Below are 22483 nucleotides of genomic sequence, written 5' to 3'. Positions count from 1 at the left end.
CGGTGGCTGGCGAACAGGGCGTAGCGGTGCCCGCGGAGGCACGGGAGAAGCACCTGCTCATCGCCGAGCAGGTCGAGGAGCACCGCTTCCGGTACTACGTGAAGGACCGGCCGGTCGTCAGCGACGCGGAGTTCGACAAGCTGCTGCGTTCGCTGGAGGCTCTGGAGGAGGAGTACCCGGAGCTCAGGACGCCCGACTCACCGACCCAGAAGGTCGCCGGGGCGTACGAGACGGAATTCACCGCGGTCCAGCACCGCGAGCGGATGCTCTCGCTGGACAACGCCTTCGAGGAGGAGGAGCTGGCGGCGTGGGCCGAGCGCGTCGCCCGCGAGGTCGGCACCTCCAAGTACCACTTCCTGTGCGAACTCAAGGTGGACGGCCTGGCGGTCAACCTCACGTACGAGCACGGGCGGCTGACCCGCGGCGCCACCCGGGGCGACGGCCGCACCGGCGAGGACATCACTCCCAACGTCCGGACCATCGCGGAGATCCCCGACCGGCTGGCCGGTGACCGGATTCCGGAGCTGGTGGAGATCCGCGGCGAGGTCTACTTCCCGATGGAGAAGTTCGAGGAGCTCAACGCCCGGCGGGTGGCGGCCGGCGAGCAGCCGTACGCCAATCCGCGCAACTCCGCGTCCGGTTCGCTGCGGCAGAAGGACCCCAAGGTCACCGCCACCCTCCCGCTGCACATGGTGGTGCACGGCATCGGCGCCCGGGAGGGCCTCGCCATCGACCGTCTCTCGCAGGCCTACGACCTGCTGCGGGAGTGGGGCCTGCCGACCGCCCAGCACAACAAGGTGGTCGACTCGCTCGACGGGGTGCGGGAGTTCATCGCGTACTTCGGCGAGAACCGGCACTCCGTGGCACACGAGATCGACGGCGTGGTCGTCAAGCTCGACGAGATCCCGCTCCAGGGGCGGCTGGGCTCCACCTCGCGCGCGCCGCGCTGGGCGATTGCCTGGAAGTACGCGCCGGAGGAGGTCAACACCAAGCTGGTGAACATCCGCGTCGGCGTCGGCCGCACCGGCCGGGTCACGCCGTACGCCCAGGTCGAGCCGGTCAAGGTGGCCGGCTCGGAGGTCGAGTTCGCCACCCTGCACAACCAGGCCGTGGTCAAGGCCAAGGGCGTCCTCATCGGCGACACGGTGGTGCTGCGCAAGGCGGGGGACGTGATCCCGGAGATCCTCGGCCCGGTCGTCGATCTGCGGGACGGCACCGAGCGCGAGTTCGTCATGCCGTCCGAGTGCCCCGAGTGCGGCACGGGGCTGCGGCCGATGAAGGAGGGCGACATCGACCTCCGCTGCCCCAACTCCCGCTCCTGCCCGGCGCAGCTTCGTGAGCGCCTCTTCTACCTGGCCGGCCGCAAGTCGCTGGACATCGAGAACTTCGGGTACGTCGCGGCGGTCGCGCTGACCCAGCCGCTGGAGCCGGCCGAGCCGCCGCTGCGGGACGAGGGCGATCTGTTCGACCTGACCGTCGAGCAGCTGCTGCCGATCAGGTCGTACGTACGGGACCAGGACAGCGGACTGCCCAAGCGCGACCCCAAGACGGGCGAGGAGAAGGTCGTCACCTTCTTCGCCAACCAGAAGGGCGAGCCGAAGACCAACACCCTGGCGATGCTGAAGAACATTCAGGCCGCCAAGGAGCGTCCGCTGGCGCGGATCATCACCGGCCTCTCCATCCGCCATGTGGGGCCGGTCGCCGCCGAGGCGCTGGCCCGCGAATTCCGGTCGCTGGACCGGATCGAGCAGGCGACGGAGGAGGAGCTCGCGTCCACCGAGGGCGTCGGCCCGACTATCGCGGCCTCGCTCAAGCAGTGGTTCGCGGAGGACTGGCACCGGGAGATTCTGCGCAAGTGGCGGGCGGCCGGGGTCCGGATGGAGGAAGAGGGCGGCTGGAAGGACGAGGGGCCGCGTCCGCTGGAGGGGCTGACCGTGGTGGTGACGGGCACGCTGCAGAACCACACGCGAGATGGCGCGAAAGAGACGTTGCAGAGCCTCGGAGCGAAGGTCACCGGTTCCGTTTCGAAGAAGACCGCTTTCGTTGTGGTGGGTGACAGCCCTGGATCGAAGTACGACAAGGCGGTGCAGTTGAAGGTGCCGATCCTGGACGAGGAGGGCTTCGCCGTCCTACTGGCACAAGGCCCCGACGCCGCACGCGAAGCCGCCGTGCCCACCGGGGAGTAGCAGGGCGGCCGAGGCCAAGAGGGGGGCGGACATCACCCGTTCGGCGCATACCAGATGGATAAGGGCGGCCAGGTCGCATTCGGGCAACCCCCGCCGACCGCTGCCCGTGGACGCCTTCCGCGGCCTACTGTTGAGGGGTGCGCCTGTCGTGCACGGCTGTGTGGTGGGCATTCGGCCGTGGTGGCATGACAACGGGGCCACCACGTGGCACGGGCACCGCCGGCTGTGAGAGGGACGGGCATGAAACCGACCGAGAGCGCCGCCCCGGACTCGCGGCTGCGCAGGTTCGGGCGCCTGGCTCCCAGGCCCCCGGAAGAGACCACGGAAGACAGTACGGCCAGGTTCAGCGTCGCGCTGCCCGGCGTCGTCGTGGCGGTCGCCGGCCTGGTGCTGGCCGGCGGTGTCTTCAGCGCACTGCGGGACGGGCACGCCCTGTTCCCCGACTCGGCCGTCGGCTGGTCCCTGGCGCTGCTCACCGGGATCATCGTCGGCCACCTGGTGGCCCTAGGCCGCGGCAGGTGGTGGGGCGGCACCGGCTCCGGCGCGGCTCTCACCCTCGCCGTGCTGCTGCTGTACGGCTGGCTGCCGGCCGGGCTGGTCAGCCTGGCCGTCGTCGTACTGGTCGGCGCGGCCCGCAGGCGACGATGGCGCCTCGGCGTGCTGCACGGCGCGGTGGACATCCTGGGCATCGGCGCCGGCGCGCTGGTCCTCGCGGCGTTCGATGTCGTACCGACCGTGGAGCAGCCCTGGCAGCCGCTGGACTGGGGCATCGGCGCGGTGCCCGAAGTGGCACTGGCCGCCACCGCCTATCTCGGCGTCACCCGGGTGCTCCTCTGGTACGCCCTCGCCCAGCACGGCGGCGGACTGCCCACGGTCGCCCGTACCGCCCTGCTCAGGCAGGGCCTGGTCGCCGGCGCCCTGCTCGGCATCACGCCGCTGATCTGCGTGGTCGCCATGTCGATGCCGGTGCTGCTGCCGCTCTTCGCCGTCCCCCTGATCGCCCTGGACTCCACCCTGTGGATCGCCCGGGCGCGAGCGGAGGAGCAACTGCGCGATCCCCTGACCGGACTGCCCAACCGGCAATGGCTGCTGGAGCGGACCTGGTCCGCGCTGGACGAGGCCGAGCGGATCGGCTCCCGGTCCGCCCTCGTCCTGATAGACCTCGACCGGTTCCGCGCGGTCAATGACACGCTCGGTCATCTGGCGGGCGACCGGCTGCTGCTGCAGATAGCGGAGCGGCTCCAACTGGCGCTGCCCCGCGGTGCGGAGGCGGCCCGGCTGGGCGGCGACGAGTTCGCCGTACTGCTGCCCACCACCGACTCCACCACCAGCGCGCAGCGCGTCGCCCGCCACCTCGTCGCGGAACTCAGCTCCCCGCTCGACCTGGACGGGCTCACCCTCGTCCTGGAGGCCAGCGCCGGCCTGTCCGTCTTCCCCGACCACGCACTGGACGCCGAAGGGCTGCTGCGGCGCGCGGACGTGGCGATGTACCAGGCCAAGCGGGACCGCACCGGCGTCGAGGTGTACGAGTCCAAGCGCGACAGCAACACCCCCGACCGGCTCGGCCTGCTGGGCGATCTGCGCCGGGCACTGGACGCGAGCGAGGTCGAACTCCACTACCAGCCAAAGGTCCGCTTCGACGGCCAGGTCGCCGGGCTCGAGGCGCTCGTCCGGTGGGTGCACCCGGAGCGAGGCCGCGTCTCACCCGACGAGTTCATAGCCATCGCCGAGTCCTCCGGACTGATGCCGCACCTGACCGAGTACGTCCTGGAGACGGCGCTCGCCCAGGTCGCGCAGTGGCGCGCGCAGGGGCTGTACGTCCCGGTGGCCGTCAATGTCTCGCCCCGCGACGTCCACACACCCGGCTTCGCCGGCGCGGTGGCGGCGCGGCTGGCACGGCACGGGGTCCCGGCCGGCGCCCTCCAGCTGGAAATAACGGAGCACGTGCTGCTGGAAGACCCGCAGCGGGCTGCCGACACCCTCGCCGGCCTCACCGGCCACGGCGTGAAGATGTCCCTGGACGACTTCGGTACCGGGTACTCGTCCCTGGTCCACCTGCGCCGGCTGCCGGTCAGCGAGCTCAAGATCGACCGCTCGTTCGTGGCCCGGCTCGCGGTCGACACCGAGGACGCCGAGATCGTGCGGTGCACGGTCGACCTGGCCCACTCGCTCGGCCTGCTCGTCGTCGCCGAGGGCGTCGAGGACGACGAGACCTGGGAGCGCCTGCGCGACCTGGGCTGCGACGCGGTGCAGGGGTGGCTCGTCGCCGCCGCGATGCCTCCGCAGGAGGCGACGGCCTGGCTGCTGGCCCGCGGCGAACACGGCTGGCGCCGCCCGGCCGAACTGGCGGCGGCATCCGCCGCCGAGCCCGCCCCGAAGGAGGCGGACACCCCGTCCGGCCAGGTGGTGAACTAGGTCCTGTCCGGTCGATCAGGCCGGATCAGGGAGCGGGGTGTGGTGCCGTGGATCGCAAGGCGGAGGAGGCCGTGACATCAGTCGCTGCCGCGACGGGCGATGCGGTGGGGGCACCTCTGGGGGCACCCCTGGGGGCACCTCTGGGGGCACCCCCTGGGGGCACCCCCAGCGGTAGCTGGGGGAGGTAGCTGGGGGAGGTAGCTGGGGGACGTCGGCGACCGACGACAACGCGGCGAGGCGCGGCCCGCCGCGGAGCGGCTGATGTCACTGCGGGAACGCGAGCCCGGCATGATCGGCCGGACAGGACCTAGCGGGGCGACCGCCGCCGCGGAACGGGCGGCGCGGGCTCCTGGGGCCTGCCCCCGGCGACCGCCGCCGCGGAACGGGCGGCGCGGGCTCCTGGGGCCTGCCCCCGGTTCGGGGAGGGGCGGGTCGGGGAGAGGCCACCGCCGCCCGTCGCGGGGCGCCGATACCCCGTCTCGGATCACGCGCAGCCAAACGGTTTCGTGGCCTGGGGCCCGAGCCCCATAGGATTGGGCCCGGAACCTACACACTCACCACCCCCAGAGGATCGCTGCATGCCTGGCATCACGCGCGAGGAGGTCGCCCACCTCGCTCGGCTGGCGCGTCTGGAGCTGAAGGCCGAAGAGCTCGACCACTTCGCCGGACAGCTCGACGACATCATCGGCGCGGTCGCCCGCGTATCCGAGGTTGCCGACCAAGACGTACCGCCGACCTCCCACCCGCTCCCGCTGACGAACGTCATGCGCGCGGACGAGGTCCGTCCGTCGCTCACCCCCGAGCAGGCGCTCTCCGGCGCCCCTGCACAGGAGCAGCAGCGTTTCAAGGTGCCGCAGATCCTGGGGGAGGACTAATCACCATGACAGACATCATCAAGCTGACCGCGGCCGAGATCGCCGGGAAGATCGCTTCCGGCGAGCTGACCGCCGTTGAGGTCACCGAGGCCCACCTGGCCCGGATCGGCGCCGTCGACGAGAAGGTGCACGCCTTCCTGCACGTCGACCGTGAGGGCGCGCTCGCGCAGGCCCGCGCCGTCGACGCCAAGCGTGAGGCGGGCGAGAAGCTCGGCCCGCTGGCCGGCGTCCCGCTGGCGCTGAAGGACATCTTCACCACCGAGGGCATCCCGACGACCGTCGGCTCGAAGATCCTCGAGGGCTGGATTCCGCCGTACGACGCCACGCTCACCAAGCGGCTCAAGGCCGCCGACGTCGTCATCCTCGGCAAGACCAACATGGACGAGTTCGCCATGGGGTCCTCGACCGAGAACAGCGCGTACGGCCCGACCGGCAACCCGTGGGACCTCACCCGTATCCCCGGCGGCTCCGGTGGCGGTTCGTCCGCGGCCCTCGCCTCCCACCAGGCCCCGCTCGCCATCGGCACGGACACCGGCGGCTCCATCCGCCAGCCCGCCGCCGTCACCGGCACCGTCGGCGTCAAGCCCACGTACGGCGGCGTCTCCCGCTACGGCATGGTGGCGTTCTCGTCCTCCCTCGACCAGGGCGGCCCCTGCGCCCGTACGGTTCTGGACGCGGCCCTCCTGCACGAGGTCATCGCCGGACACGACCCGCTCGACTCGACGTCCATCGACGCCCCGGTCCCGCCGGTCGTCGAGGCCGCGCGCAACGGCTCCGTCGCCGGTATGCGCGTCGGCGTCGTCAAGCAGTTCCGCGGGGAGCACTACCAGGCCGGCGTCATGCAGCGTTTCGACGAGTCCGTCGAACTGCTCAGGGAGCTGGGCGCCGAGATCGTCGAGGTGGACTGCCCGTCCTTCGACCTCGCCCTCGCCGCGTACTACCTGATCGCCCCGTCCGAGTGCTCCTCCAACCTGGCCCGCTTCGACGCCATGCGCTACGGCCTCCGGGTCGGCGACGACGGCACGAAGTCCGCCGAGGACGTGACCGCGCTGACCCGCGAGGCCGGCTTCGGCGACGAGGTCAAGCGCCGGATCATGCTCGGTACGTACGCACTCAGCTCCGGCTACTACGACGCGTACTACGGCAGCGCCCAGAAGGTCCGCACCCTCATCACCCGCGACTTCGAACGCGCCTTCGGGCAGGTCGACGTGATCGTCTCGCCGACCACGCCCACCACCGCCTTCCCGATCGGTGAGCGCACCGACGACCCGATGGCGATGTACCTCGCCGACCTGTGCACCATCCCGACCAACCTGGCCGGCAACGCCGCCATGTCGCTGCCCTGCGGCCTGGCGCCGGAGGACGGCCTTCCGGTCGGTCTGCAGATCATCGCCCCCGCCATGCAGGACGACCGGCTGTACAAGGTCGGCGCCGCGGTGGAGGCGGCTTTCGTCGCCCGCTGGGGACACCCGCTGCTCGAGGAGGCACCGTCACTATGAGCGCTCTGACCAAGGCCAAGGGCTTCAAGAAGTCCAGGACCGGCCTGTACCTGTCCATCGGAACCACCGCGTTCGGCGCGCTCAGCGTGGCCAAGCAGGCCCGCAAGGCCCGCACCGAGAGCGACACGCTTCTGCTGCTCGACGCCGTCGTCTCCGCCGCCGCCGTCGCCACCGGCCTCGCCATGCTGCTGCGTGAGCTGAAGCGGCTGGGCGACGACGACGTCCTGCTGGGCTGAGAGGGAAAGTCTCACCGTGACCGTTACTGAACTCCTGTCGTACGAGGCGGCCCTCGCCACGTACGACCCCGTCATGGGCCTCGAGGTCCATGTCGAGCTCGGCACCAGGACCAAGATGTTCTGCGGGTGCTCCACCGAGCTGGGCGCCGCGCCCAACTCGCAGACCTGCCCGACCTGCCTCGGCATGCCCGGTTCGCTCCCGGTCGTCAACGCGATCGCCATCGAGTCGGCCATCAAGATCGGCCTCGCGCTGAACTGCGAGATCGCCGAGTGGTGCCGCTTCGCCCGGAAGAACTACTTCTATCCGGATATGCCGAAGAACTTCCAGACCTCCCAGTACGACGAGCCGATCGCCTTCAACGGCTACCTGGACGTCCAACTGGAGGACGGCGAGGTCTTCCGCGTGGAGATCGAACGCGCCCACATGGAGGAGGACACCGGCAAGTCGACGCACGTCGGCGGCGCCACCGGCCGTATCCACGGCGCGTCCCACTCCCTGCTGGACTACAACCGGGCCGGCATCCCGCTCATCGAGATCGTCACCAAGCCGATCGAGGGTGCGGGCGAGCGCGCCCCCGAGGTCGCCAAGGCGTACGTCGCCGAGCTGCGCGAACTCATCAAGGCGCTGGATGTCTCGGAAGCCCGCATGGAGCAGGGCCAGATGCGCTGCGACGTGAACCTCTCGCTGCGCCCGCAGGGGCGGGAGAAGTTCGGCACGCGCTCCGAGACCAAGAACGTCAACTCGCTCCGGTCGGTGGAGCGCGCCGCCCGCTACGAGATCCAGCGCCACGCGGCGGTCCTCTCGTCCGGCGGCACGATCATCCAGGAGACGCGTCACTTCCACGAGGACGACGGTTCGACCACGTCGGGCCGGGTGAAGGAGGAGGCCGAGGACTACCGGTACTTCCCGGAGCCCGACCTGGTTCCGGTCGCGCCGACCCGCGAGTGGGTGGAGGAGCTGCGCGGCACGCTCCCCGAGCTGCCGCGGGTGCGCCGCAACCGGCTGCGCGAGGAGTGGGGCATCTCGGAGCACGAGATGCAGTCCGTCCTCAACGCGGGTGCGATCGACCTGATCACTGCGACGATCGACGCGGGCGCGGATGCCGCGTCGGCGCGTAAGTGGTGGATGGGCGAGCTGGCACGCCGTTCGAACGAGGACGGCGTCGACCTCGCGTCGCTGCAGATCACCCCGGAGCAGGTCGCGCGGGTAGCGGCGCTGGTCGCGTCCGGTGACCTCAACGACAAGCTGGCCCGTCAGGTCATCGAGGGTGTCCTCGCGGGCGAGGGCGGTCCGGACGACGTCGTCGAGAAGCGCGGCCTGAAGGTCGTCTCGGACGAGGGTGCGCTCGGCACGGCCGTGGACGAGGCGATCGCCGGCAACCCGGGGATCGCGGACAAGATTCGCAGCGGCAAGGTCGCGGCGGCGGGCGCGCTGGTCGGCGCGGTCATGAAGGCCACCCGCGGCCAGGCGGACGCGGCGCGCGTGCGCGAGCTGATCCTGAAGAAGCTCGGCGTCGAGGGCTGACGCGTTTGCGTACCTACGCCAAGGGCGGCCCGCACCAGGGGGTGCGGGCCGCCCCTTGGCGTCAGTCGCAGCCTCGGCCGTCGTCCGGTACCACCGAAATGATCGCCACAGCCGATGGTGCGGGATGGGCGCTGTACAGGTAGACGACGGTGAGCCCTGGTGTGTCGGCCCGAGGTTCGATCCAGGTCTTGAACACCTCGCTCCGGGCGCCGGGGACCGAGCGATGGACACCAAGGCGCGGTACGTACGCCAGCTCTTGCCGCAAGTCCTCGACAGCCTTCTCGGCGCCCGGCCCTAACGCGCTGCCGTGCAGGTTCGGTGATCACCGCCACTGCAACCGGCTCTCGCCCGCTCAAGAACTCGACTCCCCGCGCCTGATGCGGAGGATCTCGCGCTCCCCCTCCTGCAGGGCGATGTCAAACTCCGGATCGGAGTAGATCCTTATGCGCCCTCTGTAGTCGACGATGACTGCCGCGACGGCCTGCAGATCGGTCTCGGTGGAACGCTCCAGCGCCCGGAGCAGGTCCAGCTCAAAGTCCTCACGATCCCCCGGGAACCCGTACCCGGCCCGCAGTGCTGCCCTGATGTCACCGAGAGTGCGCAGGGCTGGAACCCCGTGGCCCGGCTGCTCGATGTGCTGCGAGGTCATGCGAGTCGCCTCCATGGGACGTGCCGACACCACGAGCGTACTGGCGGAACCCATGCCCGGCCGGCCTCCGGGGCCATCTCACTCGTATGGGATGCCTGACCTGTCTGCATCTGGAACTGGGGCGGATGTCCGAGAACGCGTCACCGGCCGCCCGCTACCGCATCGACGCCTACCGGTTCTGGCACCAGCATCTCTCGCTACACCGCACACGCTGCTGGCGGCGCTCGGGGCCGAGCATGTGTCGGCGTCCTCCCGGAGCTTTGTCCGGTTCGCCCGGGCGGTGACGGGTGGTCAGGAGACTGCCTGGCGTGGGGCTTGGACCTTTGGATTCGGCCTCTTGGACGTTCATCGATGCGCCGCCCGTGCGCCTTCCCCGGGTCATATGGTCTCAGTACCGTCCCGGCCGGAACACCTGACTCGGGAGGATCACTTGGCCACGGACATTTCACGTCGACGCCTGCTCGCCCTCGGCACAGGCGCGCTCGGCGCCGCGACGGCAGGGTCGCTGCTGCCGCCGTCGCTGCAGGCCGCGCTCGCGGCCGAGCCGGCCACCGGTGGACTGCGCGCCGTCAAGCACGTGGTGATCCTCATGCAGGAGAACCGTTCATTCGACCACTACTTCGGAACCCTCCGCGGCGTACGCGGCTTCGGCGACCGCAACGCCATCGAGCTTCCGTCCGGCAAGCCGGTCTTCGAACAGCCGGGCCCGCTCCGCACCGTCCTGCCCTTCCCCGTCCGGGACGCCGCCGAGACGCAGAGGAAGGACCTCCAGTACATCGGCGACCTCGACCACTCGTGGAACGGCGGCGCCAAGGCATGGAACAGCGGCTGGATGGACAACTGGGTGTCCGCCAAGTCCGCGGCCACCATGGCCTACTACGACCGCCGTGACCTCCCGCTGCACTACGAGCTCGCGGACACCTTCACCATCTGCGACGCCTACCACTCGTCGATCCACACCTCGACGAGCCCGAACCGGAACCACCTCGTCAGCGGCTGGACCGGATACGAGGCCGACGGCAAGCGGGCCGTCTCCAACGCCGCGTACGCGGAGGGCACGCACCCCGGGTACAGCTGGACCACGTATCCCGAGCGGCTGGAGCGGGCGGGCCGCAGCTGGAAGACGTACCAGGAGTGGGAGAACTTCACCGACAACAATCTGGAGTTCTTCGCGACCTTCAAGGCGATCGCCCGCAAGGCGCTCGCGAAGGCCGGCGACTTCACGTACATGGAGGCCTTCTACGCGAAGGTGCGCGACACGGAGGACGCCGCCGAGCGCGAGCGGCTCCTCGCCGCGCTGGAGGACGGCGTCGCCGCCCTCACCCCCGCCGAGCGCAGCCTCTTCGAGCGCGCCCTGCGCCGCGAGGAGACCGGCAGCCTGGCGGAGAGCTTCCGCGCCGACGTGGCCGCCGGAAAGCTGCCCGAGGTCAGCTACCTGGTGCCGTCCGCGCTCGACTCCGAGCACCCGGGCGCCTCCTCGCCGATCGCCAGCGCCACCCTCGTCTACAAGGTCCTCGACGCGCTGGGCTCCCACCCCGACGTGTGGCGGCACACTGTCGTTCTGATCAACTACGACGAGAACGACGGCTTCTTCGACCACGTTCCCCCGCCCGTCCCGCCCGCCGAGAACACCGACGAACGCTGGCAGGGGCGCCCCACCGGCCTCGGTATCCGCGTGCCGCTGCTGGTGGTGTCCCCGTGGACCGTCGGCGGCTATCTCTGCTCCGAGGTCTTCGACCACACCTCCACCCTCCGCTTCCTGGAGAAGTGGACGGGCATCGAGGAGCCGAACATCACCCCCTGGCGCCGCGCGGTCACCGGCGACCTGACCTCCGCGTTCGACTTCCGGCGCGGCCGCCCGCAGCCCGACGTCGAGCAGCCGGGCGCCATCCCGCCGTTCACCGGCCGCTGGCGGCCCGTGCCGCCCGTGGTGCAGCAGATGCCCGTACAGGAGGAGGGCACGCGGCCGGCGCGCCCGCTGCCGTACCAGCCGGACGCGTACGGAAAGGCCGACGGCAGCGTGTTCCAGGTCACGCTGCGCAACGCGGGCCGCGCGAGCACGCACTTCGCGCTGTATCCGTACGCCGGCGAGTTCCCGGTCCCGCAGCACCGGGACGTCAAGGGCAAGGCGCAGTGGGAGGTGCCGCTCACCGGTGACTCCTACCGTTTCACCATCAGCGGCCCGAACGGCTTCCGCCGCGAGTTCGCGGGTACGACCGCCGCCCAGGGCGCGGAAGTCTCCTCGTACATCGACCATGAGGACCGGGACCTGCATCTCACGCTCAGCAACCGTGGACCGAAACCGCTCACCTTCACCGTCCGCCCGCTCGGTTACGTCGACGAGGCGGACCTGCGCGACTGGACCCGCGAGATCACGGTCAAGCCGGGCCGCAGCCGTACGGTCGTGCACTCGGCGGCCGATGCCCACGGCTGGTACGACCTCGACGTCACGGCTGCGGGCGACGACGCCTTCCGGCGGCGGCTGATGGGACACATCGAGAACGGGCGGGCGAGCGTCTCCGGCTGACCGCGGCACACGACAGGGGCGCGCAGGGGTCGCTGGGGCTCCGGGGCGAAGGGCCTGTGCCTCGGCGCGCCCCTGTGCCTCCGCGTGCCCCCTGTGACGATCCCCACGAAAGGGGCAAAGGATCACTATTGCCTGCGACAGTTGCTATCAGTAGGTCATGTGCTCTTTGCAGGGTGTGTCCGGTGAAGATCCACGAACCACCCAGGGAGCAAGTTCGTTGGCAGCCATCGCACGGTGGTGCGTCCGTCACCGCCTCGTCGCCGTCCTGCTCTGGCTGGTGGCACTCGGCGGCACCGCTGCCGCCGCCGGACTCGCCGGCTCCGCCTACTCCAACGACTACGAGGTCCCGGGCACCGAATCCGGCCACGCCACCGACCTGCTGCAGCAGGGCTTCCACGACATGGGTGGCGACCGCGACACGCTCGTGTGGCACACGGACGTCGGCACCGTCCGCGCCGTCGGCGTCGAACAGCGCATGACCGAGGCGCTCGACGAGATCGCCGGCCTTCCCGGCGTCGCATCCGTGACCAGCCCGTACGCGGCCGAGCACACCGGGCAGATCAGCGAGGACGGGCATACCGCCTACGCCACGGTCACCTTCGACCAGCAGGCCGACGCCATCTCCCCGGAGCAGGCACAGGCCGTCGTCGACACCGCGAAGTCCGCGGAGCGCGACGGCCTCCAGGTGGAGCTGGGCGGCAGCGCCATCGCGCTCACCGAGGCCCCCACCGCGCATGTCAGCGAGGCCATCGGCGTGGTGATCGCTGCCGTCGTGCTGTTCCTCGCCTTCGGATCCCTCGCGGCGAGCCTGCTGCCGATCGCCACCGCCCTGGTCAGCGTCGGCACCGCGTACGCGGGCATCGTCCTGCTCGGCCATGTCATGACGGTCGCCGACTTCGCGCCGATGCTGGGCATGTTGATCGGGCTCGGCGTCGGCATCGACTACGCCCTGTTCATCGTCACCCGGCACCGCAAGGGGCTGGGGCGCGGCCTGTCCGTCGCCGATGCCGTCGAGAACGCGGTCGCCACCACCGGCCGCGCGGTCGTCTTCGCCGGCGCCACCGTCTGTATCGCCCTCCTCGGCATGCTGATCCTGCGCCTGAATTTCCTGGGCGGTGTCGCCATAGCCGCCTCGCTCACGGTCGTGCTCACCGTCGCCGCCTCGGTGACGCTGCTGCCCGCGCTGCTGTCCCTCATCGGCACGCGCGCACTCTCCCGGCGCGAACGACGCCGGCTCGCCGAGAACGGCCCGCAGTCCGAGACCCTCACCGGCTTCGCCGCCCGATGGTCGCACTTCGTCGAACGCCACCCCAGACTCCTCGGCGGTATCGCGGTCGCCGTGATGCTCGTCCTCGCGTTGCCGACACTCTCGCTGCACCTCGGGACCTCCGACCAGGGCAACAACCCGGCCACCTCCACCACCCGCCAGGCCTACGACCTGGTCGGTGAAGGCTTCGGCCCCGGCGTCAACGGCCCGCTCACCCTCGTCGCGCACCTCGACGGTGCCGACGACCGGCTCGCCCTCGACGGCCTGGCCGACACCCTCCGCACGACCGAGGGCGTCGCCTCGGCCGGCCCGGCCGCCTTCAACCGCAGCGGCGACACCGCGGTCATCACCGTCGTACCGGAATCCGCACCCCAGTCCCGGGCGACCAGCGACCTCGTCGACCGGCTGCGCGGTGACGTCCTGCCACGCGCCGAGGACGGCACCTCGCTGGAGGTGTACGTCGGCGGAGTGACCGCGAGCTACGACGACTTCGCCGAGATAATCGTCGGCAAACTGCCGCTGTTCGTCGGCGTCGTCATCGGCCTCGGCTGCATCCTGCTGCTGGTCGCCTTCCGCTCCATCGGTATCCCGCTCAAGGCCGCGGCCATGAACGTCGCCGCTGTCGCTTCCGCTTTCGGAGTCGTCGTCGCGGTCTTCCAGTGGGGTTGGGGGAGCGAGCTGCTGGGGCTCGGCAGCGCCGGCCCGATCGAGCCGTTCCTGCCGGTCATCATGGTCTCGGTGCTGTTCGGGCTTTCCATGGACTACCAGGTCTTCCTGGTCAGCCGGATGTATGAGGAGTGGCTGGAGACCCGGGACAACCAGCGGGCGGTCCGGGTCGGCCTCGCCGAGACAAGCCGCGTGATCAACTCCGCGGCGGTCATCATGATCTCCGTCTTCCTCGCCTTCGTACTCAGCGGCGACCGCGTCATCGCGATGTTCGGCATCGCGCTCGCCGCGGCCGTCGCCCTGGACGCTTTCGTCCTGCGTACGCTCCTCGTGCCCGCGCTGATGCACATGCTGGGCGGCGCCAACTGGTGGCTGCCGGCCTGGCTGGACCGCCGGCTGCCGCGGATCAGCATCGAACCGGCCGGCTCCGGGCGTGCGAAGATCACCGGTGAGCTGTTGAGCGAGGAGGACCCGGAGTCCGGCCACGAACCGGCCCCCGGACCGGCCCAGGAACAGAACCCGGAGCCGGCCGCGCTCGTCAAGTGACCCGTAGCCGGCGACAGGACCTGACCTCATGTTCTCCATATCCCTCGGTGACGAATCCCTCGGCTGCAACGCCCAGCTGCGCCCACTGGAGCCCTGGCAGGCCGAGGAGTTCCTCGCCCACATGAACCGGGCGCGCGACTACGTCGGCGAGCACATCGGCCTCGCGGACCGCGCCACCGACCTCACCTCGGCGCGAGAATTCCTGACCGGATACGCGCAGAAGCAGGCGGCGGACGCCGGGCGCATCTACGGGATCTGGCTGGACGGCACGCTGGTCGGCGGTGTCCTCTTCCGGATCTTCGACGCCACCGCCGGGAACTGCGAGATCGGCTGCTGGCTGGAGCCGGCCGCCGCGGGCCGCGGCCTGGTGACGACGGCCTCGCGGTGCCTGATCGACTGGGCGTTCGGGCAGCGCGGTATGCACCGGGTGGAGTGGATCGCCTCCGCGGCGAACGCGCGCAGCCTGGCTGTCGCCAAGCGGCTCGGGATGACGCGGGAGGGCGTGATGCGGGAGAGCTTCCTGTACCGCGGAGTCCGTCGCGACCTGGAGATCTGGTCGGTGCTGGCCACGGAGTGGCAGCCGGCGTAGCTCCGCGCATTCTCAGTGGGCTCTCAGAAACGGCCCCTACGGTGCGGAACCATGGATACCAAGAACGCCGCCACACCTGACACCGGCACCGTCACCGAAACGGACACCGAAACGGACACCGACACCGACACCGACACCGACACCAAGGCCGTCGCTACCGCCGACGTCGTGGACGTTGACGACGACCGCCACCTGGACACCGCGGACACAGACGCCGACGAGGCCCACCGCGGCGACGACTCCGCCGCCGAGCGGTCCGTCATCGGCGCGGGTGCCGCGGCCGTCGTCGGCGCCGGACTCGGTGTCGCGTCGCTGACCGGGACGTGGGTGAGCCGGGTTGTCGCTGAGCGCCAGATGCTCATCGGCCAGATCGAAACCGCGCAGAGCGCCACCCCCGCCCAGCAGATCTCCGCGCTCTACGGCGATGCCTGGCACATGACCGCCCTGGTCAACGGCGCCTTCGCGGTGCTGGCCCTGCTCGTCGGCCTCTTCGTCCTGGCCCGCCCGGCCTTCGGTGCTCCCGGCCGGACGCAGCCGGTCTGGGTCCGGTCGTTCGCCTGGGGGGCCGTCGCACTCGGCGCGCTCGGCCTGCTGATCGCCGGCCTCATGTACTCCGACGTACTCGTGAGCCTCCCGAAGCCCGGCTCCTAAGCAGGTCCGGGGTCCGGCTAAGGACCCCCGGGCCGCGCAGATGCGGCACTCGCCCGATGTGGTGAGGCCCCCTGGGGGACGAACCTTGGATCACGCCGACGAACCGTCGGTCACCCAGGGAATTGTCACCAGGGAGTACGAGATGTTCGAGTACGAGACCCACAAGCTCCGCCACGACCAGCTGATCCGCGAGGCCGCCACCGCCCGGCAGGTCCGGCAGGCCGCCAAGGCCCGCCGTGCTGCCCGTCGTGCCGCTGCCGGGCGGTCCGGTCAAAATGATCAGGAAGGGACGGTGAGTGCCCTGCGGTCCCGGTTCACCCGGGCCGCATGAAGCCGGGCCGCGTGGAGCCGGGCCACGTGGATACCGGTACGGCGGTCGTCCGCCTCACCGCTGCCCCGGCGCCGGACGCCTGTGCGATGCTCGGCGGCGTGGAAACCAGGTCTGTCAGCCCCGTGTTCGTCGGCCGCGCCGACGAACTGTCCGTACTCACCGATGCGCTCTCCCGCGCCGCCGCGGGAGAGCCGCAGGCGTTGCTCGTGGGCGGTGAGGCGGGAGTCGGCAAGACCCGGCTCGTCGAGGAGTTCCTCGCCGAGGCATGCCGCCGGGACGCCGTCGTGGCGGTGGGCGGCTGCGTCGAAATAGGCTCCGAAGGGCTGCCGTTCGCGCCGTTCTCCACCGCGCTGCGCGCCCTGCGCAGGCAGCTCCCGCAGGAGCTGGCCGCCGCGGCCGCCGGCCAGGAGGACGAACTGGCCCGGCTGCTGCCCGAACTCGGCGAGGCCCCCAGGGGCCCGCACCAGGAGGAGAGCACCGCCCGCCTCTTCGAGCTGACGGTGCGCCTTCTGGAGCGCCTGGCCATGGACCGTACGGTCGTGGTCGCCCTGGAGGACCTGCACTGGGCGGACGCCTCCACCCGGCATCTGCTCTCCTACCTCTTCCGCACGCTGCGCCGCGGCCGGCTCGTCGTCGTCGCCACCTACCGGGCGGACGACATCCACCGGCGCCACCCCTTGCGCCCGCTGCTCGCCGAACTGGACCGGCTGCGGACGGTGCAGCGCATCGAACTGTCCCGCTTCAACCGCTCCGAGGTCCGCCGCCAGCTCGCCGGAATTCTCGCCGTCGAGCCCGAACAGGCACTGGTGGACGACGTCTTCACCCGCTCGGACGGCAACGCCTTCTTCGTCGAGGAACTCGCCTGCTGCATCGGGACCCGCTGTCGGACGGGTCTGAGCGACTCTCTGCGCGATCTGCTGCTCGTACGGGTCGAGGCGCTTCCCGAGGACTCCCAGCGGGTGGTCCGGATGGTTGCCGAGGGCGGCTCCACCGTCGAGTACCCGCTGCTGCTCGCCGTCGCGCGGCTGACCGAGGACGAGCTGATCGAGGCACTGCGCTCCGCCGTCGGAGCCAACATCCTGAACGCCACCGCCGACGGCGACGGCTACCGGTTCCGGCACTCCCTCGTCCGCGAGGCCGTCAGCGACGATCTGCTGCCGGGTGAGCGGTCCCGCATCAACCGCCGGTACGCGGAGGCGCTGGAGGCAGACCCGTCGCTCGTACGGGCCGACGAGCGGCCCATCCGGCTGGCCAGCTACTGGTACTACGCGCACGACACCGTGAAGGCGCTGCCCGCCGTACTGGAGGCGTCCGTGGCCGCGCGCCGGCGGCACGCGTACTCCGAGCAACTGCGCCTGCTGGAGCGGGCCATGGACCTGTGGGAGGACGTCCCGGCCGAGGTCCGCCAGGCGTTGCGCCCGGCGGACTACGCGGAGGTCTACCCTCCGTGCGGCTGCGATCCGGCGACCACCCCGCTGCGCCGGCTCGACCTGCTGGCGGAAGCCGCCGTCGCTGCCCGCCTCGGCGGGGAGCGCGAGCGGGCCCTGATGATCACCAAGAAGGCGCTGCGGCTGCTGGACGGCGAGAAGGACCCGCTGCGCGCCGCCTGGTTCTGGACCGAGCGCTCGAAGCTGATCCAGAGCCTGGCGCGCGGCGACGGCTGGGCGGAGCTGGGCACCGCCCAGGAGCTGGTCCGGGGCCTGCCGCCGTCGGCGGTGCACGCCGGCGTGCTGGCGAGCGTGGCGAGCTGGGGACATCTGCATGCGCCCGGCCCGGACAGCCTGACGGCGGCCGAGCGGGCCGTGGAGTACGCGCGGCTGGTCGAGGCCGAGGAGATCGAACTGACCGCAAGGCTCACGGTCGGCGCCCTGCTCGCCGACGCCGGCGACATCGAGAACGGTCTGGCCGAGATGTACGCCGTCAAGAACCGGGTCCTCGAAATGGGCCTGTTCAGCGAGGTCGGCCGCAGCCATGTGAACCTTCCGTCCGTCCTGGAGTCCCTCGGGCGGTCCCGCGACGCGGTGGAGATCGCGGCCGAGGGCGTCAAACTGTCCAGGAAGTACGGCCTGCTGGACGTCGAGGCGTGGGCGCTCGGCAACATGACCGAGTCGCTCCTCGCCCTCGGGCGCTGGGACGAGGCGGCCGAGCGGGTCCAGCGCATGCAGGAGGCCGCACAGAGTGCCAAGCCGCGCGGAGCGGCGGCCTGGCACCTGGCCGACATGGCACTCGCGCGCGGGGAACTCGCCGAAGCCGAACGCCAGTTGGCGGCCGCCCACGAGCACTACGGTACCCACGACCCGATGCCGCAACATGCCCTCCCGCTGTCCCGGGTCGCGATCGGCCTCGCGGCCGCGGAGGGCCGCATCCTCGACGCACGCGCCGAGCTGGAACGCACCCTCGAAGCGGGCTTCCCTCCCGGCACCCACCGCTACGGCTGGCCGCTGCTGCTCGCAGCCGCCCGCGCGGAGGCCGAGGCGCGCGGGCTGCCCTCCGCCGAGGCCGGGCGGCCCGGAACCCTGGCTCTGATCCGTGGCGCTGCCCGGCGACTGGCCACCCCCGTACCGCTGTGGACGGCCCACGCCCTGTACCTCGCGGCCGAACTGGAACGCGCCGAAGGCCGGAACTCCGTGGACCGCTGGACGGAGGCGGCCACCGCCGTGGCCCCGCTGGAGCGCCCGTACCTGCTGGCGCAGGTGCGCCTCCGGCTGGCGGAGGCGCTGCTGCCGGCCGCCGCACCCGGGGATGCCCGGGAGACCGCGGCCGAACTGCTCCGGCAGGCCGACACCACCGCGGAGCGACTGCGCGTCCGCCCGCTGCGGGAGGACATCGCACTGCTCGCCCAGCGCGCCCGCCTGCCGCTGGCGGCCACCCCCGAAGCAGCCGAACAGCCGGCGGACCCGGCCGAGGCCCTCGGCCTGACCAGCCGGGAGCAGGACGTCCTACGCCTGGTTGCGGTGGGCCGCACCAACCGCCAGATAGCCGAGGAACTCTTCATTTCTCCTAAAACGGCGAGTGTGCACGTGTCCAACATCCTGGCGAAGCTGGGCGTGGCGGGCCGTGGCGAGGCGGCGGCCCTCGCGCATCGGCTGCGGTTGTTCAGTCCGGTGCAAGCGGCTTCGTGAGGGGGCGATCGACTACCGCACCCGCCCCCTCCGGCCTCGCGGTCACTTCACCCGCAGATCCAGAATCCGGTCGTCGCCCTCCTCCGGCGACCCGCGCCGGTCCGTCTCGCTCGTGACCAGCCACAGCTTGTCGCCGCCGGCGGCCACCACCGTGCGTAGCCGCCCGTAGTCCCCTTCGAGGAACGGCTGGGGATGGTCCAGAGTTTCCGCGCCGTCCAGGGGGATGCGCCACAGGCGCTCGCCCTTCAGGCCCGCCATCCAGATGGAGCCCTCGGCCCACGCGATTCCGCTGGGCGACGCCTCATCCGTGTTCCACTGCGCCACCGGGTCGACGAAACCCTCCTTGCCCGCCTTGCCCTCGGCCTCCGGCCAGCCGTAGTTCTTGCCGGGCTCGATCAGATTCAGCTCGTCGTACGTGTCCTGCCCGAACTCCGCCGCCCACAGCCGCTTCTCCGCGTCCCAGGCCAGCCCCTGCACATTGCGGTGCCCGTACGAATAGACCACCGAGTCCGCTTCCGGATTGCCGTGTGCCGGCTCGCCGTCGGGGGTCATCCGCAGGATCTTGCCGCCCAGCGACTTCTTGTCCTGCGCGAGCCCGGTGTCGCCCGTCTCGCCCGTCCCCGCGTACAGCATCTTGTCCGGGCCGAAGGCGATCCGCCCGCCGTTGTGGATGAAGCCCTTGGGGATGCCCCTGAACACCGTGTCGGGGGCCCCGAGTTGCTGCCCGGTGGGCTTCTTCTCGTCGTACAGCATGCGGGCGATGCGGTTGTCGGACTCGGTGGTGAAGTACGCGTAGACCATGTGGTCCGAGGCGTACGACGGCGAGAGCGCCAGGCCCATCAGGCCGCCCTCGCCGCCGGGGGCCACCCCGGACACCGAGCCGATCACGGTCTTCCGCCCGCTCTCCGCGTCGATCCGGGTGATCGTCCCCTCGTCGCGCGACGTGGTCAGCAGATCCCCGTCCGGCAGCGGAGCCAGGCCCCAGGGCGAGGCGAGTCCGGTGGCGACCTCGCCGGCCACCGTCACGGAGCCCTTCGCCGGCGGCAGAGCGCCGGAGCCGCCGGACCCGCCGGTGGACGGCGGCGACTGCGCTGCAGAGGATGCCGAGGCAGGACCGCGCCGCTCCGGGCTGCCGGGCGGGTCGTTGCTCCCGGAGGAGCAGCCCGCCGCGAACAGCAGTACGGAAGTGGCCATCACGGCCGTCACAGCAGAACGTCGCACGGTCAGTCCCTCTCGTCCGCCTGACTTCAGCACATCACACGAACAAGTACACCGCTCGCGCCGCGGAGGTTCCCGTCCTCGTTCGTGGGCTCGAATCCTGCTTACATTCCGGGGCCGGCGGTGTCATTCCCAAGGCCCCCGGGCGGGTGGCAGCCGGGCGATCTCCGCCAGGTCTCCGGCCGTCAGCCGCACACCGTCCGCGCCCGCGTTCTCCACCGCCCACCGCTCCCGATTGGTGCCGGGAAGCGGCACCACGTGCCGCCCCGCCCCAGCACCCACGCCAGCGCCACCTGGGCCGGGGTCGTGCCGGGGCCGTGCCGCTCCGCGACCCGCCGCAGCCCGGCCACCACCGGCTGGTTCGCCGCCATCATCTCGGCGGTGAACCGCGGATGCCTGGCCCGTACGTCCTCCGGCTCGAAGCCCTGCCCCGGGGTCAGCGTCCCGGTCAGAACCCCGTTGCCCAGCGGCATCGCGGCCAGGAAGCCCACGCCGCGCGCCTCGCACCACGGCAGCAGCGCGTCCAGCGCCTCCGGCGACCACACCGAGAGCTCCGCCTGCACCGCGCTCACGGGGAAGACCTGCTGCACCCGCTCCAGCTGCCGGATCGTTCCGTCATGCATCCGCGCGCCCGGGCGGCGCGAAGCCCGCGCCCCGACCGCGCACAGCCCGAGCGCCCGCGCCTTCCCGGCGCTCACCAGCTCCGCCATCGCACCCCAGGTCTCCTCGACCGGCACCTCGGGATCGGCCCGGTGCAGCTGGTAGAGGTCGATCACGTCGTCTGGAGCCGGCGCAGCGAGGCGTCGCACGCCCGCTTCACATAGCCGGGGCGGCCGTTGGCCACGATGTGCTGATCGCCCACCAGCAGCCCGCACTTGGTGGACACGAACGCCTCGGACCGCAACTCCCTGAGCACCCGGCCGAGCAGCAGTTCATTGGTGAAGGGGCCGTACTCCGCCGTGTCGAGGAGCGTCGAACCCCGGTCGAGCGCGGCGAGCACGGTGCGCAGCGAGCGCTCGCCGTTCTGCTGCGAGGCGGTGTAGGCCCAGTTCATCGGCATGCAGCCGAGTCCGACGGCGCCCACTTCGAGCGCTGCCGCCCCGATTGTCCTGCGCTCCACCTGCCCGTACCCCTCCCTCTGGCCGTCCCCAAAACCAACCTCTGAGGTTCCGGCTGCTTCGCATAGCCTCCTGACCATGACTTCAGATGTGTGGCTGCCGATTCCGGCCGACGAGATCGAAGGGCTCCCCGCGGGCTTCGACTACCGCTTCTGGGACGGCGGCGAGGACTTTCCCGCCGACCCCGCCGACTGCGTTTTCTATGTGGTGCCGTACATGAAGGGGCCGAAGATCGCGGTCCGACCGATGGCCGCGATGAGGTCCGTCCGCGTCGTACAGACACTCTCGGCCGGAATCGATCACGTGGAGCCCGGACTTCCCGAACTCGCCGTGGGCGTATGCCTGTGCAACGCCCGCGGTGTCCACGAGGCCAGCACGGCCGAGCTCACCCTCGCCCTGGTCCTCGCCTCACTGCGCGGCATACCCGGCTTCGTACATGGTCAGGACAGTGAGGAGTGGCGGGCCGGCTTCTATCCCGCGCTCGCCGACAAGTCCGTGCTGATCGTCGGTTACGGGTCCATCGGTGCCGCCATCGAGGACCGGCTCGCACCCTTCGAGTGCGCGCGGGTGGCGCGCGTCGCGCGCTCCGCCCGCGCCACAGAGCGCGGCCCGGTGCACGCCCTCTCCGAACTCCCGGCGCTGCTTCCCGAAGCCGATGTGGTGATCCTTTCCACCCCGCTCACGGAGCGGACGAAAGGGCTGGCGGGGGCCGACTTCCTGGCTCGGATGAAGGACGGGGCCCTGCTGGTGAACGTCGCCCGCGGTCCCGTGGTGGACACCAAGGCCCTACTGGCCGAACTGGAGTCCGGCCGGCTGTGCGCCGCCCTCGATGTGACCGACCCGGAACCGCTTCCGGCGGGCCATCCGCTCTGGCACGCTCCGAACGTCCTCATCAGTCCCCACGTCGGCGGCAGCACTTCGGCGTTCATGCCGCGTGCGAAGCGTCTGCTGGCGGCTCAGCTGACCCGGTTCGCGGCGGGGGAGCCGGTGGAGAACGTCGTGTTCACCACGGGATAGCGGCTCGGGGCGGACACGCTCCGCAGCCGTCCGCACGCACCGAGTG

At 71.1% G+C, this 22483-nt stretch carries 15 protein-coding genes and 1 pseudogene; 13 read left to right on the top strand and 3 right to left on the bottom strand.

Annotation, left to right across the window (positions count from 1 at the left end):
• The first annotated feature begins 2 nt into the window (after positions 1-2).
• From ligA to gatB, 6 genes are all read left to right on the top strand, one after another.
• The gene (gene ligA, locus NLX86_RS01260; RefSeq protein WP_254369643.1) at positions 3-2186 is read left to right on the top strand and encodes an NAD-dependent DNA ligase LigA; all 2184 of its coding nucleotides are present in this window, start codon (positions 3-5) and stop codon (positions 2184-2186) included.
• A 240-nt stretch (positions 2187-2426) separates the two neighbouring features.
• Complete coding sequence (locus NLX86_RS01255) at positions 2427-4601, top strand: bifunctional diguanylate cyclase/phosphodiesterase (RefSeq protein WP_254369642.1); 2175 nt, start codon at positions 2427-2429, stop codon at positions 4599-4601.
• A 578-nt stretch (positions 4602-5179) separates the two neighbouring features.
• Positions 5180-5476, top strand: a complete 297-nt coding sequence (gene gatC, locus NLX86_RS01250) for an Asp-tRNA(Asn)/Glu-tRNA(Gln) amidotransferase subunit GatC (protein ID WP_010984178.1) — start codon at positions 5180-5182, stop codon at positions 5474-5476.
• A 5-nt stretch (positions 5477-5481) separates the two neighbouring features.
• On the top strand, positions 5482-6975 hold the full coding sequence (gene gatA / locus NLX86_RS01245; protein ID WP_254369641.1) for an Asp-tRNA(Asn)/Glu-tRNA(Gln) amidotransferase subunit GatA: 1494 nt from the start codon (positions 5482-5484) through the stop codon (positions 6973-6975).
• The gene (locus NLX86_RS01240) at positions 6972-7211 is read left to right on the top strand and encodes a hypothetical protein (RefSeq protein WP_254369640.1); all 240 of its coding nucleotides are present in this window, start codon (positions 6972-6974) and stop codon (positions 7209-7211) included. Before gatA ends, NLX86_RS01240 begins: the two co-directional genes overlap by 4 nt.
• Positions 7212-7227: 16 nt before the next feature.
• Positions 7228-8736, top strand: a complete 1509-nt coding sequence (gene gatB, locus NLX86_RS01235; protein WP_254369639.1) for an Asp-tRNA(Asn)/Glu-tRNA(Gln) amidotransferase subunit GatB — start codon at positions 7228-7230, stop codon at positions 8734-8736.
• A gap of 352 nt (positions 8737-9088) precedes the next feature.
• Here the strand turns inward: gatB and NLX86_RS01230 are convergent, their stop codons facing one another.
• Positions 9089-9385 (bottom strand): hypothetical protein, encoded by a 297-nt coding sequence (locus tag NLX86_RS01230; protein WP_254369638.1) that lies wholly within the window; start codon positions 9383-9385, stop codon positions 9089-9091.
• Positions 9386-9815: 430 nt separating this feature from the next.
• Between NLX86_RS01230 and NLX86_RS01225 the strand changes: the two genes are divergently transcribed.
• The 6 genes from NLX86_RS01225 to NLX86_RS01200 all read left to right on the top strand — a co-directional run bounded on the left by NLX86_RS01225 (position 9816) and on the right by NLX86_RS01200 (position 19084).
• Positions 9816-11912, top strand: coding sequence for a phosphocholine-specific phospholipase C (locus NLX86_RS01225; protein ID WP_254369637.1), 2097 nt, complete (start codon positions 9816-9818; stop codon positions 11910-11912).
• 217 nt (positions 11913-12129) lie between these two features.
• Positions 12130-14391 (top strand): MMPL family transporter, encoded by a 2262-nt coding sequence (locus NLX86_RS01220; protein ID WP_254369636.1) that lies wholly within the window; start codon positions 12130-12132, stop codon positions 14389-14391.
• A 28-nt stretch (positions 14392-14419) separates the two neighbouring features.
• Positions 14420-14980, top strand: a complete 561-nt coding sequence (locus NLX86_RS01215) for a GNAT family N-acetyltransferase (protein WP_254369635.1) — start codon at positions 14420-14422, stop codon at positions 14978-14980.
• A gap of 51 nt (positions 14981-15031) precedes the next feature.
• Complete coding sequence (locus NLX86_RS01210; protein WP_254369634.1) at positions 15032-15631, top strand: hypothetical protein; 600 nt, start codon at positions 15032-15034, stop codon at positions 15629-15631.
• Between the two features lie 85 nt (positions 15632-15716).
• Positions 15717-15962, top strand: a complete 246-nt coding sequence (locus tag NLX86_RS01205) for a hypothetical protein (RefSeq protein WP_254369633.1) — start codon at positions 15717-15719, stop codon at positions 15960-15962.
• An 86-nt stretch (positions 15963-16048) separates the two neighbouring features.
• Complete coding sequence (locus NLX86_RS01200) at positions 16049-19084, top strand: helix-turn-helix transcriptional regulator (protein ID WP_254369780.1); 3036 nt, start codon at positions 16049-16051, stop codon at positions 19082-19084.
• 42 nt (positions 19085-19126) lie between these two features.
• Here the strand turns inward: NLX86_RS01200 and NLX86_RS01195 are convergent, their stop codons facing one another.
• Together NLX86_RS01195 and NLX86_RS01190 are read right to left on the bottom strand one after the other, a co-directional pair.
• A complete protein-coding gene (locus NLX86_RS01195) occupies positions 19127-20305 on the bottom strand; it encodes a PQQ-dependent sugar dehydrogenase (protein WP_254369632.1) in 1179 nt (392 codons plus the stop codon).
• 123 nt (positions 20306-20428) lie between these two features.
• A pseudogene (locus NLX86_RS01190) lies at positions 20429-21422 on the bottom strand (aldo/keto reductase).
• 76 nt (positions 21423-21498) lie between these two features.
• Here NLX86_RS01190 and NLX86_RS01185 point away from each other — a divergent pair.
• Positions 21499-22437, top strand: a complete 939-nt coding sequence (locus tag NLX86_RS01185; RefSeq protein WP_254369631.1) for a 2-hydroxyacid dehydrogenase — start codon at positions 21499-21501, stop codon at positions 22435-22437.
• Positions 22438-22483 lie beyond the last annotated feature (46 nt).

This window comes from Streptomyces sp. A3M-1-3 (assembly GCF_024213665.1).
In the GTDB taxonomy this organism is placed as follows: domain Bacteria; phylum Actinomycetota; class Actinomycetes; order Streptomycetales; family Streptomycetaceae; genus Streptomyces.
The sequence above is the reverse complement of the archived record's forward strand: the minus strand, read 5'-3'. Positions and strand labels throughout refer to the sequence as shown.

Bases quoted from the DNA above. Each gene is read 5' to 3' on its own strand.
- NLX86_RS01255 (WP_254369642.1), top strand. From the start codon at position 2,427: ATGAAACCGACCGAGAGCGCCGCCCCGGACTCGCGGCTGCGCAGGTTC.
- NLX86_RS01210 (WP_254369634.1), top strand. From the start codon at position 15,032: ATGGATACCAAGAACGCCGCCACACCTGACACCGGCACCGTCACCGAA.
- NLX86_RS01240 (WP_254369640.1), top strand. From the start codon at position 6,972: ATGAGCGCTCTGACCAAGGCCAAGGGCTTCAAGAAGTCCAGGACCGGC.
- NLX86_RS01200 (WP_254369780.1), top strand. From the start codon at position 16,049: ATGCTCGGCGGCGTGGAAACCAGGTCTGTCAGCCCCGTGTTCGTCGGC.
- NLX86_RS01185 (WP_254369631.1), top strand. From the start codon at position 21,499: ATGACTTCAGATGTGTGGCTGCCGATTCCGGCCGACGAGATCGAAGGG.
- gatA (WP_254369641.1), top strand. From the start codon at position 5,482: ATGACAGACATCATCAAGCTGACCGCGGCCGAGATCGCCGGGAAGATC.
- gatC (WP_010984178.1), top strand. From the start codon at position 5,180: ATGCCTGGCATCACGCGCGAGGAGGTCGCCCACCTCGCTCGGCTGGCG.
- NLX86_RS01215 (WP_254369635.1), top strand. From the start codon at position 14,420: ATGTTCTCCATATCCCTCGGTGACGAATCCCTCGGCTGCAACGCCCAG.
- NLX86_RS01230 (WP_254369638.1), bottom strand. From the start codon at position 9,385: ATGACCTCGCAGCACATCGAGCAGCCGGGCCACGGGGTTCCAGCCCTG.